At 48.9% G+C, this 11,214-nt stretch carries 13 protein-coding genes and 2 pseudogenes; 8 read left to right on the forward strand and 7 right to left on the reverse strand.

What is annotated here, in order from left to right; all coding sequences use genetic code 11:
- Positions 1 to 40 precede the first annotated feature (40 nt).
- Both CLOSYM_RS04320 and rd read left to right on the forward strand, forming a co-directional pair.
- Complete coding sequence (locus CLOSYM_RS04320) at positions 41 to 406, forward strand: desulfoferrodoxin family protein (protein ID WP_003498680.1); 366 nt, start codon at positions 41 to 43, stop codon at positions 404 to 406.
- A gap of 40 nt (positions 407 to 446) precedes the next feature.
- Positions 447 to 608 (forward strand): rubredoxin, encoded by a 162-nt coding sequence (gene rd / locus CLOSYM_RS04325; RefSeq protein WP_003498682.1) that lies wholly within the window; start codon positions 447 to 449, stop codon positions 606 to 608.
- 4 nt (positions 609 to 612) lie between these two features.
- On the opposite strand, the gene CLOSYM_RS04330 is transcribed toward rd, so the two are convergent.
- The 4 genes from CLOSYM_RS04330 to CLOSYM_RS04345 form a co-directional block, all read right to left on the reverse strand.
- Positions 613 to 1,296, reverse strand: coding sequence for a Crp/Fnr family transcriptional regulator (locus CLOSYM_RS04330; RefSeq protein WP_003498684.1), 684 nt, complete (start codon positions 1,294 to 1,296; stop codon positions 613 to 615).
- Positions 1,297 to 1,363: 67 nt separating this feature from the next.
- Positions 1,364 to 2,677 (reverse strand): sensor histidine kinase, encoded by a 1,314-nt coding sequence (locus tag CLOSYM_RS04335; RefSeq protein WP_021641106.1) that lies wholly within the window; start codon positions 2,675 to 2,677, stop codon positions 1,364 to 1,366.
- Positions 2,677 to 3,387 carry a response regulator transcription factor gene (locus CLOSYM_RS04340; RefSeq protein ID WP_003508008.1) on the reverse strand — a complete coding sequence of 237 codons (711 nt, stop codon included), beginning with the start codon at positions 3,385 to 3,387 and terminating at the stop codon, positions 2,677 to 2,679. The genes CLOSYM_RS04335 and CLOSYM_RS04340 overlap by 1 nt, the downstream gene beginning before the upstream one ends.
- Before the next feature lie 20 nt (positions 3,388 to 3,407).
- The gene (locus tag CLOSYM_RS04345) at positions 3,408 to 4,310 is read right to left on the reverse strand and encodes a LysR family transcriptional regulator (protein ID WP_021641107.1); all 903 of its coding nucleotides are present in this window, start codon (positions 4,308 to 4,310) and stop codon (positions 3,408 to 3,410) included.
- A gap of 193 nt (positions 4,311 to 4,503) precedes the next feature.
- Between CLOSYM_RS04345 and CLOSYM_RS04350 the strand changes: the two genes are divergently transcribed.
- Positions 4,504 to 5,814: an MFS transporter gene (locus CLOSYM_RS04350; RefSeq protein WP_021641108.1), complete on the forward strand. Its 1,311-nt coding sequence runs from the start codon at positions 4,504 to 4,506 to the stop codon at positions 5,812 to 5,814.
- A gap of 142 nt (positions 5,815 to 5,956) precedes the next feature.
- Positions 5,957 to 6,217, forward strand: a pseudogene (locus CLOSYM_RS04355) (aldo/keto reductase); the annotation flags it as partial.
- A 530-nt stretch (positions 6,218 to 6,747) separates the two neighbouring features.
- On the opposite strand, the gene CLOSYM_RS04360 reads toward CLOSYM_RS04355, so the two are convergent.
- Genes CLOSYM_RS04360 through CLOSYM_RS04370 form a run of 3 tightly spaced genes read right to left on the reverse strand, consistent with a single transcriptional unit; the run spans position 6,748 to position 8,509 of the window.
- A complete protein-coding gene (locus CLOSYM_RS04360) occupies positions 6,748 to 7,110 on the reverse strand; it encodes a DUF4180 domain-containing protein (protein WP_021641111.1) in 363 nt (120 codons plus the stop codon).
- A 33-nt stretch (positions 7,111 to 7,143) separates the two neighbouring features.
- Positions 7,144 to 7,944 (reverse strand): helix-turn-helix domain-containing protein, encoded by an 801-nt coding sequence (locus tag CLOSYM_RS04365; RefSeq protein ID WP_021641112.1) that lies wholly within the window; start codon positions 7,942 to 7,944, stop codon positions 7,144 to 7,146.
- 37 nt (positions 7,945 to 7,981) lie between these two features.
- On the reverse strand, positions 7,982 to 8,509 hold the full coding sequence (locus CLOSYM_RS04370; protein ID WP_021641113.1) for a GNAT family N-acetyltransferase: 528 nt from the start codon (positions 8,507 to 8,509) through the stop codon (positions 7,982 to 7,984).
- 421 nt (positions 8,510 to 8,930) lie between these two features.
- On the opposite strand from CLOSYM_RS04370, the gene CLOSYM_RS04375 reads away from it, so the two are divergent.
- The 4 genes and pseudogenes from CLOSYM_RS04375 (at position 8,931) to CLOSYM_RS04390 (ending at position 11,129) form a co-directional block, all read left to right on the forward strand.
- Positions 8,931 to 9,344 carry a cysteine-rich VLP domain-containing protein gene (locus CLOSYM_RS04375; protein ID WP_021641114.1) on the forward strand — a complete coding sequence of 138 codons (414 nt, stop codon included), beginning with the start codon at positions 8,931 to 8,933 and terminating at the stop codon, positions 9,342 to 9,344.
- A 111-nt stretch (positions 9,345 to 9,455) separates the two neighbouring features.
- Positions 9,456 to 9,851 carry a replication initiator protein A gene (locus CLOSYM_RS04380; RefSeq protein WP_021641115.1) on the forward strand — a complete coding sequence of 132 codons (396 nt, stop codon included), beginning with the start codon at positions 9,456 to 9,458 and terminating at the stop codon, positions 9,849 to 9,851.
- 183 nt (positions 9,852 to 10,034) lie between these two features.
- A pseudogene (locus CLOSYM_RS04385) lies at positions 10,035 to 10,866 on the forward strand (plasmid recombination protein).
- 71 nt (positions 10,867 to 10,937) lie between these two features.
- The gene (locus CLOSYM_RS04390; protein ID WP_044902131.1) at positions 10,938 to 11,129 is read left to right on the forward strand and encodes a hypothetical protein; all 192 of its coding nucleotides are present in this window, start codon (positions 10,938 to 10,940) and stop codon (positions 11,127 to 11,129) included.
- Positions 11,130 to 11,214: the final 85 nt, after the last annotated feature.

Raw genomic sequence — 11,214 nt, forward strand, 5'->3', positions numbered from 1 at the left:
TTTTTCTTGCTTACAAACTTATTATACGAGGAGGTCTGCTATGAATAAATTTTACAGAAGTGACGACAAGAAAAATATCTTATTAAATCTGGTGGCTTTAGACGGTGAAAAGGAAGTCGGACTTGAGTCCCTGAAGGCCAACACCTCGGACGGCGCGGCTGAGAAGCATGTACCCGTTGTCTCGGTTGACGGAAACAGAGTGGAAGTATCGGTAGGTTCCGTATCTCATCCCATGCTGGAGGAGCACTATATTACAGGCATTTATATTGAAACAAAAGCCGGCGGACAGTTTGCTTCCCTGAAACCCGGCGAAGAACCAAAAGCCGTTTTTCTTCTTGGCGACGGCGATGAATTTATCGCTGCCTACGAGTACTGCAATCTTCACGGCCTTTGGAAGGCTGAGTAATTCAAACGTATTATTAAACAGATTACGGAGGTAATTAGAAATGAAAAAATATATCTGTGAACCATGCGGCTATGAGTATGATCCGGAGGTAGGCGATCCGGACAATGGAATTGCTCCGGGAACTGCATTCGAGGACTTGCCCGAAGACTGGTTATGTCCGATATGCGGTCTTGGAAAAGACGTTTTTGTTCCCGAAGACTGATAATTTAATCTGAAACATCGGCCAGGTCTTCCTGAAGCCGGGAATAATCAAGGATTTTGATGGATTTGCGACCCTCCATTTTAATAATCCCCTCATCCTGCATCTGAGATAATTCCCTGGACAGAGAAGGCCTGGCCGCATTCAGGCTGGCCGCCAGCTCCTCCCGGTTCATCATCAGTTCAACCTTTTTATTTTCACCGCTGTTCTGGAGAAGATAAAGGGCTATCCTCTGTCTTAAGCTGCCGCAGGTCAAAAGCTGTATCTTTTTTGATTTTTTCTCCGCCTCCTCGGCAAACACCCCCATCATGTTAAAAAGAATTTTGCTGTGGTGCATGCAGTTATTTTCACACGTTCCATAGAAAAAATGGCTTGATATCTTAAGCAGCTTCACATGGCTCCTGGCTCTGGCCGAGTAGGAATACTGTTTCCGCTTAAGAAACAGGTCCACAACGCCAAACTGCTGCCTTTCACCCAGATATTCCGCATAAGTCTGGCGTCCCGCCATATTAATCTGTTCCAGCAGAACCTCCCCTGACAGAATCATGTAGATCCACCTGGGCCTCTCCCCCTGAGAAAAGATATAATCATCTTTTTCATACTCCACGATGTTTGACTGTGAACAGACCAGGCTCCGCTGAAGCTCGTCCTCCGTCAATCCGTTAAATAATTTTAATTCCTGTATCTTCATCTCATTCTCCTGAATCTATTCCTGATTTAAAGATTATCCCTGCCCAATGTTTTTCCCTATCCGATGCTTATTCCCTGATGCACGGAATCCTGACCTCGGCCTCAAACATACCGGCGTCTTTTTGATATAAAAAAGTGCCTCCGTGACGCTTCAGTATCGTTTCGCATGTCTTCAGGCCGATATTGCTGCTCTCCCGCTCCGATGCATCCGCAGCCACGCTGTTTCGCAGGCGGATGACCAGTTCATCCTTTGTCTCTCCGTATTCCGCCTGAACGGCGTGGCTCCGATCCGCATATTTCAGGATATTGGAAAAAAGATTTCCAAAAACCCGGCGCATCAGATCCACATCCACCAATAGCCTGCATGTAATTTCTCCGGCCCGGCGCGCCACCTCAATCCCCTCATTTTCCAGGTCAAACAGGCTCTCCTCAACTATCTGTCCCACAAATTCCGCACCGTTCACCTCGTCCGCGTGCAGTTCATCCTGGTCACTGCTGTATACCAGAAAATACTCAAAAAGCTTATCCGACAGGCTCTTTATCTGGCACGCCTTGTCACGGCAGACCGACAGATACTTCTGTTTTTTGCCGGGGTCCTCCTCTATGGAAAGAATATCAAGATAACCCATAAGAGCCGTCAGCGGCGTTCTCAGGTCGTGCGACATGGCCGTCACTATGCCCCGGTTCGCCAGGTGGGCCAGCTCTTCCTCCTCCTGTCTGGAGCGGATGGCCCGGCGCATGGAATCCATCTCTCCCGCCAGAGCCGCCAGTTCATCATTTCCCCTTATCGTAATCTGGTAATTTAAATCTCCACCTTTTAAAATCTCCAGTTCTTTCCCCAGCAATTCAATATATTTTACTTTATTTCGAATCAGAAGATATAAAATTACGGCAAAACAAAGGCCGCTCAAAAGCGTCACAATCACTCCGGCGGACTGGTAATTCTCATATCCCGTATAAACCAGTGCTGCCTGTACTGCGCCGTCCGTGAACGTCACATTAAAAACTCCCGACGCCTCAGATGTGTCTTTTATCGTCTCCCCGTATTCATCCGCCGGAAGAGGCACAATAAAGCGGCTGTCACTGCTGAAGATTATATCATTCTCCTGGTACAGCGCCATGACAATCGTCCAATCCGTTTTGGTGAACTCTTTTATCTTCTTTCTGTCATTCATGGAAAGCTTCTGTTCTGTCACATAGCTTTGAAAATCCTTTATATACTGCTCTTCCCGCTTTAAGATAACGGCCGGATTAATATAAATCTGATCCAAAAGGCGGTAGGACAGCTCCAGCGCCCACACATAGACAAAGGCGGCGCAGGCGGCGGCAAAGACGGCTGACAGAATCAGCTTAATCCATAATCTGCTGCGAAGTTTTTTCATCACTCTATCCGGTACCCCTTTCCCCATACATTGACGATGTATTTCGGATTTTTCGGATCTTTCTCCAGTTTTTTTCTGAGATTCCTGATATGTACCATCACCGTGTTATTGGAAATGTAATAATATGGTTCTTCCCAAACGCTCTCATAGATATTCTGTATCGTAAAAATCTTCCCCCTGTTCTCCGCGAGAAGAAGGAGAATCCGGTATTCCAAATCCGTAAGAAGAATTTCTCCTCCCTCCAGACGCACCTCACGGCTGTCCTTATTAAGAAGCAGATCCCGGATTTGTATCTGTGCGTCATCTTCTTTCCGGTTTCCGCCTCCCTGATAGACGTAATATCTGCGCAGCATTGCCTTGACTCTCGCAACCAGCTCCGTATAGGAAAATGGTTTTGCCAGGTAATCATCTCCCCCTGCGCAAAATCCCAGCGCCTTATCGGAATCCTGGGTGCGGGCCGTAAGAAACAGGATGGGTACCGTCAGTTTTTTCCTTATCTCCAGACAGGCCAGAATCCCTGACTTCCCCGGCATCATCACATCCAGGATAATCAGATCCACAGAGCCGCCGGACTTTTCCACCGCCTCTTTTCCATTGGAGGCCTCGATAACCTCAAAGCCTTCATGCTCCAGAAGAATACGGACCACCTCCCGAATCTCCGGATCATCGTCGGCAAACAATATTCTTTTTCGTTCCGTATTCATTTCCATATGCACCTCATTACTCCGTATCAGATTTTCCCTTCCCCAATCCAAAGGATTCCCAACTTCTCCAGATATTCCTTAAGCATCTGAAGCAGGATCCGAACAGACGGCGGACAGTCTTCTTTATGCTTCAGCAGGAGATACACCACTCTGTCTTCAGGGCCATCCTCAATCGGAAGGATTCTGACATCCATCCTGCCCTCCATGCTGAGAGCGGCCGATTTCGGCAGTACGCTCCAGTATTCATCCTGTTCGATTAGCTGCTCTAGTAGCTGCATATTATCCGTCTCCACCCTGCACCGTCTCCCGTCTCCGAACCAGTAGGTGTGCCACAGGACAAACTCAGGATGCCACTCCAGATAGATTTCATTTCTGACCGACAGGGATGCGGGATGAACCGGACCGCTGTAGGAGCTGCCTGCCCCGCATACAAAACACATCGGTTCCTGAAACAGGGGAATCGAGGCCACCGTCCTTGAATAACCGGGATTGGCAATCAGTCCGGCTTCCAGTTCTCCCGCTTCTATTAACTTGTATGTATCACCCGAATCCAGGGCCAGAATACACATGTCGCAGTTATCCGCCCTGTCCAGGAATTCCCTGTATACAGGCCCCATAAGATAAGTCTGGACACTCTGTATCGTTGACAGGAACATGGTCTGCCGGTCTTCCTTCCAGATAATCTCCTTTGTCTCCTGCCACAGTTTTTTCCACTTCTTTGCCACGGGAACCATCTTCTTTCCCGCCTCGGTCAGCTCCACCCTGCGGATTCCTTTTTTCCTGATTAGAAGAGGCGCGCCGAGTTCTTTCTCCAGGCAGTCGAGACGGCTGCTCAGTGTGGACTGTGTCAGATACAGCTTCTGTGCGGCCCTGGTCAGGGAGCCTGACTCAACAATTGCAAGAAATGCATCCACTTCAGCCTGATTCATACTTCCTCCGCGATGATAAATATCGATTTTGTCTATATTATATACCTGTATAATTCATTTTACAAATATATATTTCTCTAATATGATAATGGCAGTAATGGCAGGCGGATGAAACGATAACCTGCACGCTCCGCGCAAAGATCACCGTCATCAATAACAATTATGCCGTCAAACGGCAGCAGGAGGAATATCCATGAAAGCTCAACCCTACCGCTTTACCATATGCGCGCTCAGCACCGTCATGGTTTTTGTCTGTGTCGGGCTTGTCAGCAATGCATTTTCCATCTGCCTGCCTTTTATTATAAAAGTCCACGGTTTTTCCAATACCCAGATTTCCCTGCTCGCCACGATGAAAAGTGTAACCTCCCTTTTGGCAATGTTCGCCGCCGACCGCTATTACGGACGGCTCGGCCTGAAAAAAGGAATCGCACTGGCAATGCTGTCTGCCTCGCTCTCATTTTTTATCTACGGCATATCATCCACACCACTCCTTTACTGCGCCGCATCGGCTCTGTCCGGCATAAGCTATGCGATGGGCGGTATGATTCCCGCCTCTCTGCTCATCCGGCAGTGGTTCCCTCTGAAACCTGCCGCGGCGCTTGGAATCGCTGCCTCCGGCAGCGGAATCGGCTCTGTTCTGGGTCCCGTGACGCTGCTGTTTCTGATTGAGAATTTCGGACTTTCCTCCGCGTTCCTGGCGCAAGCTCTGGCTGTTGCGGCCGTAACGCTTCCCATTGTGGCACTGATCAGAGAAAACACGCCTGAACATACAGGGATCGAAACAGCAAGTGTGGAAGATTTCCCGGAAACAGAAGTTTCTTCCGGCAGCTCCAGGGACTGCATTCACGGCGGCACACTGCTCCACAACCGGCTCAGCCGGAGGGAACAGCTCCGTATCCTGTGCGGCTCTTTTCTGATTGGAGTGCTTGGACTGACCGGTTTTAATTATTTATCCCTGCTTTATACCAGCGCCGGCCATTCAGCCGCTACTGTTTCCTTTTTCCTGTCGCTGATGGGCATACTGCTCATAGCCGGTAAATGTTCCTTTGGCTGGATTGCCGACCGGGCAGGCAGCTTTCGTACAGCGGCGTTATTTTGCCTGTTTCTTTGTATCGGCCAGCTGCTCTGCTGTTTCGCGCCTCAGTCCGGCCGCCTTCTGTTCGGAATCACCTTTCTTTTTCTCGGTATGGGGCTTGCGCTGGCCTCTGTGGGTCTTTCCATTATGGCCTCCGATTTCTGCCAGGTGGGAAATTACGCCACAGTACTGAAAAATTACCAGCTCTCCTATGCGCTGGGCGGACTGGTCTCCAGCGCCGTACCGGGAATGCTGGCAGACAGGACCGGAAGCTATCTTCCGTCCTATATCCTGTTTTTCATTCTTTCCATCGCCCTTTTTCTGTTTATTATTCCGGTATACAGGCGGCATGGAGGCACCCTGCCTCACAAGTCAATGAAAGCCGCCGCAAAACATCCGGTCATTGTACAGACAATGCACCGGGATTGATTAACCAGATGCCGTTTTGCCGATTCCCCTTGGCAAAACGGCGTTTCCCTTTTATACTTTAATTATAATATGATGTTGGGGTCAAAATGTCTTTTGCGCCCTTTAGCGTGTCTGAGACTTGCACCGGATAAAGGAGATTTGTATGCGATACAGAAAGCTTGGAAAAACAGGATTGGAAGTAAGTGAGATCGGCCTTGGGGCAGAGTGGCTGGAGCGCCATGACTCCCGGGAAATAAAAGAAGTGATCGACACCTGCGAGGCGCAGGGAATCAATATTCTGGACTGCTGGATGTCCGAACCTAATGTACGCTCCAATATCGGAGCGGCTCTGAAAGGACGCCGGGAGAGATGGATTATACAGGGAAACATTATGGACAAGGACACAAAAGGGCAGACCGTGAAACGGGCTGCTGACAACAAATAAAGGCTGAATATCAAGCACCGGGAAAGTGCGAGATATTCAGCCTGTTTTGTTGTCCGGGGTTTCCAAAGGGGCTTGCCCCTTGGCACACGACTTTGCTTGCAAAGTGTAGTGTGTTATACGCTCTGTCGGCGTTGCCGTGAAAATGCCGTTGCCGCCGGGGAGGGCAAGGGCGTTTGAAGCGGCAGGAAAACAGGGTTGTGATTGCATGGCGTGGAGCCGCAAGCGCAGGACTGGTTTCATCAGCAGACAGGGCGTATATGAAAACTCCCGTCCCCCGTCCAACACTCCGATTTGTGGACAAAGTGTCCCGAAGATGTGGCCACACTCCCGGAAAAGCCATTGGATTTTCTTTCAAAATTGGAATGGGCGGGAAGCCATTTTAGGGCTTTCCCGCCTTGATTGCCTGTCAGCAAGGACAGGCGGGACTGTCAACGGCGGCGCATTTATGCGCCGTTCATCTTGCCGTTGACTGGCTCGACTGGCTTTGCTACCCTCCGGCAGATTGGAAGTTATCGGGTCAACATATCGACCGCTTCATCCACTGTGGCAACAAAAAACACATCTTTCCCTTTGTTGCTTTCATAGATAAAGTCTTTTAACGGCTTGCTTGTATAGTGAGAATAATCGCCATAAATTGCGATACGGCCATGATAGTTCACATACTTTTGTAAAATCTCTCCCGCAAGACCTTTGCTAAGAACAAAGAAATCATCCACAATAAGCTCTTTGTCAATAATAATATTCTGTGTTCCCATATCGTATTTCGCAGACATTAGTACATCTAAAGCAGATTGAGCGTCTGTAATGACAACAGTATCACTTTTAACGATTGCACAGATGATGCCATTCTTTTCGACTTTAGTAAATTCCATTTTTGACCTCCATATATTTTTGTTTGTTGTTCCTTATTTCCGTCCCCTCCGTGGGTTTGGGTTTTTCAGCAAGTCCGACTTTTCCGCAATCTTTTTCAACCACTTCTTTTCCTCTGCCGACAGCTTCTTAAAATTCAATTTGAGCCGTTTACAGATAAACGCCAAAGACGCTTTGTCCGGGTCGCTGTCCTCGCTGGCAGTTTCATCAACGACCTGTAAAAATCCTTTCAGCGGGTTGTCCTCCGGGACGCTAAAAAAGTCGTCCCTGTGGGCTTCCCGCAGGTCAAGGGCTATCGTGTTTATATCCTGCTGAATTATGTAGCGGCAAAAGCTATCATCGTCAATATGGGCGGCGATAAGCTGTCTTAACTGCGGGTCGCTCATGCCGGGGTCATGCTTTTTCATAATTTTTGCGCTCATAGCGTCCACAATGGCGTTTGCGCCCTGCACCTGCTTGACTGCTGTTCCATTCACATAGATTTCAAGGTCAGCCATAAGCCGGGGAAAATCCGGGTGCGCTGCCAGTTCGCACAAGAGAGAATTGTCAATCAATCCGCTTTTCAATAGCGCAATCATATCATCACTCAACCGCAGGTCTGCAAGATCGGCGTTTGGGTGATTTTTTGTTTCTGACAGCCCCAGCAGATAGTCGGCGGTCACACCGTAAAACTTCGCCAGCTTGATAAGGGCATAGTGGCTAATGTCCTTGAAGTCGTCCGCTTCATAGCTGCCCAGCGCAGACTTGGAGAGTTTGGTTTCCTCCGCAAGCTGTTCCAGCGTCAGCCCACGCTCCACACGCAGGTCTTTCAGGCGCTCTTGTATAGATAATTCCATGCTCCCCCTCCTCGTCTGCCCGATAAACCCAAATTGGTTACTTCATTTCTTTTTCAAATCTAAAGAAATAATTGTTTTCTTTTGGAATATTGCCAGCGGTTTCACTTGTTTGATGTGGGTCTTTGTGCTTAGGATTAAAAAACTCTACAATCTTGAACCCACAACGATTTACATAGAAATGAATATTGCGCTTATCGTAATATGGAGTATGCGTCTCCCAAATCCTTGTTTCAGGATGCAATTCTTCAATCGCTTGCCATATTCCAAACCCATTTCCAGCATTTTGTACATTCGATTTCACATACAAAAGATGAAGAGAATTATATCCTGTTTTATCATCAATAACGATGATTGTTCCGCCCACTCTTTCGCCATCAATTTCCGCAATATAGGCTTCGGAGCCTTTTGCGTTAAAAGATTCTTCTATATCCTCTGTTGGAAGAATTGTTTTTTCAAATTTTCCAAACTCTGATACATAAGAACTTTGAAACGCCTCTTGTATTTCGCTTATGAATGTTTCCTTTTCATCAACGGTAATAATTGGTCTTAAAAATATTTTACTCATACTTCCTTGTTCTCCTTAAATTATCATGATATATCTGCTTAATCAAAGATGTATGACTTTATTCTCTTCCACCCCAATCAAATAGTTTCATAGCTTATCACTCCAAGTTCCCAATTTGTTGTTCTGCCATTTCTATTCTACCACATTTCCGAGAGCGTGGAAATAGGCAGTTTTTCAAGCTGATTTCCGACTTTATGGATATACGGGACAAGCGTTCTTTTAGGTGTAGACTTATCTTAGTTCATCGATGAGCCGCACCTTGAAAACAGAATGACCGTCCAAAAGGAATATGACCGACAGGAGAAGCGACGCATAAAGCGCACCAATGCCGGGATACGCCGCAGAGATGGGGCAGCCGTAGAAATACGGCTTTTAGGATAAAGACTTTTGGGGAGAACGGCAAACGGAAACGGAGGAACGCATGAAAAATAGCCTATACAAAGACTTGCCGCCGTTGGAGCGCAGGACGGACGGTTCCCTCTACCGCATGAACCCGGCGCAGAGGAAACAGGCCAACGCCCTGATCCGGCGGGAGTGCTGCAACTGTGAAAACGGGGATTGTATCGCCCTTGACGACGGGGACAGCCGCACCTGCCCGCAGATGATTTCTTTCTCGGTCTGCTGCAAGTGGTTCCGCTGGTCGGTCTTGCCGCTTGTGGGGACGCTGGAAGCGGAGATTTACCGGGATAAGGATTTGAAACGCTGCGCGGTCTGCGGCGGCGTGTTCGTCCCGAAGTCCAACCGGGCGAAATACTGCCCCAACTGCGCCGCCAGAGTTCACAGGCGGCAGAAAACAGAAAGTGAACGGAAAAGGAGGTCAAGCGTGGACAGTTAGGGGCTTGAAAGTCCTTGATTTACAAGGCGTTCAGAGGACAGAACCGGGGGAAGCGGTATAAAGTACCGTCCTCCCCCGAAAACGCCTTTCTAACCGTCCACAAAGCACACTATGACAAGCACGATTTATATCCATCAGCCGGAAAAGGCGTCCAGCTTCACCCGGCTCCCCAATTTTCTCTTTGAAGCGCCCACATTCCAGCCCCTGTCCAATGAAGCAAAGCTGCTGTATGCCTTTATCCTGCGGCGGGCGGAGTTATCCCGGAAAAACGGGTGGGCGGACGAGTATGGGCGCATTTACCTGTACTATCCAATCTGCGAGGTGGTCGCCCTGCTCCACTGTGGGCGGCAGAAAGCAGTCAACACCCTGCGGGAGTTACAGTATGCGGAGTTGATTGATATTAAGAAGCAGGGCTGTGGAAAACCCAACTGCATTTATCCAAAATCCTATGAAGCGGTATCAAACGCCGACTTCAAGAAATCCGGTTTTGGAACGCCGGAGGTCTGAAAACCGTACTCATGGAGTACGATAATCAGCCCTCTTGAAGTACGGAAACCGGACGGAAGATAGAAATACAGAGATTAAAAAGATTGATTTATATCGATTCCATTCCAATCCTATCAGAGATAATTCCGGCGGGATTTTCCTGTGGAAAAGTCCCGGATAGGAAAGGAATGGGGAAAGGAGTTTATGGCACAACACGCAATCTTACGCGTTGAGAAGCATAAGGGCAACCCGGCAAGGCCGCTGGAAGCCCACCATGAACGGCAAAAGGAGCAGTACGCCAGCAATCCCGATATTGACACCAGCCGAAGCAAATATAACTTCCACATCGTCAAGCCGGAGGGACGCTACTACCACTTCATTCAGAGCCGCATTGAACAGGCAGGCTGCCGGACAAGGAAGGACAGCACCCGCTTTGTCGATACGCTCATCACCGCCAGCCCGGAGTTTTTCAAGGGAAAGTCCCCAAAGGCGATACAGGCGTTTTTCCAGCGGGCGGCGGACTTCCTCATTGGACGGGTAGGCCGGCAACCGGGCGAATTTGACGAAGTGGCAGGACGATTTTCACGCCTATATGGTGGAGAAGTACCCGGACTTGGAGCGTGGGGAGAGTGCCAGCAAGACAGGCCGGAAGCATATCCCCACCCGGCTTTTCAAACAGGCGGTCAGCCTCTCCAAACAGGCGAGGGCGATTGAAGCCACGCTGGACGGTATCAGCCCGCTGAACGCCGGAAAGAAGAAAGAGGAAGCCCTCTCTATGCTGAAAAAGTGGTTCCCGCAGATGGAGAACTTCTCCGGGCAGTTAAAGAAATACAAGGTCACGATCAATGACCTGCTGGAAGAAAAGAAAAAGCTGGAAGCGAGGGCCAAAGCCAGCGAAAGCGGCAAGATGAAAGACCGCATGGAACGGGCGAAGCTGGAAAGCGAACTGGACAATATGCAAAGGCTGGTTGACCGTATTCCGCCGGAGATGCTGGCGGAATTAAAGCGACAGCGGCACACAACAAAGGAAAGGTGATTGCGTATAAGCAGAATTTCACACCGCCGACGCGCGGCATTGTACCTTGAAAATTGAATATGGGAGGTTCTATGGAGCATATCAGATACAGGAAAGAAACAGAGGTCGTAACTTTTCAGGGAAAGGAAATCATGCTGGAAAATCTTTCCCCGGTGTTCACGCCGGAGCAGGAAGCGGCAAAACGCCGGGAGTTGGAGCAGCAGCTTTATGAGGTGTTCCGCAAGTATGCCGACAAGCGGCAGAGTGAGGAAGCCGGGGCATAAGATTTTCCGAAGCCATCGTTGATTTGCGGGGCTGCTGACGGTATAATAAAGGTGTCAGCAGCTCCGTTTCTTTTTTAAGAAAAGG

The sequence above is a fragment of the [Clostridium] symbiosum ATCC 14940 genome (genome assembly GCF_000466485.1).
Classification (GTDB): domain Bacteria; phylum Bacillota; class Clostridia; order Lachnospirales; family Lachnospiraceae; genus Otoolea; species Otoolea symbiosa.